At 46.9% G+C, this 363-nt stretch carries 1 protein-coding gene; it reads right to left on the reverse strand.

Features of this window, described 5'->3' with window-relative positions; translation table 11 throughout:
- On the reverse strand, positions 1-363 hold a 363-nt coding region (locus AC1DP6_RS36630; RefSeq protein ID WP_477059334.1), incomplete at both ends, for a hypothetical protein.

A 363-nucleotide genomic window follows, 5' to 3' on the forward strand; every position in this document is an offset into this window, starting at 1 on the left:
ACCTACAATAGTCCATGCACCGCGTGCACCCAATCCGGCTGGAATGTTAGCCGTCATGTTGAAGATAGAATCATTACAATGTTTCTGATCTGCACCAGCAACTGCTATGGAAGGAATCTCATAGTTGGTCAGTTCAACCATATCTGTAGTAGCCGYACAGGTACCATTGGTGATGGTCCATACCAGTGACACGGTATGTCCTGCCAGYACGGTCACTTTGGTGTTRTTTAAAGTAGTATCAGCAATCGTGATCCARGGYTGCTTGCCACCTACAATAGTCCATGCACCGCGTGCACCCAATCCGGCTGGAATGTTAGCCGTCATGTTGAAGATAGAATCATTACAATGTTTCTGATCTGCACC

This window comes from Chitinophaga sp. 01L420, assembly GCF_056399985.1.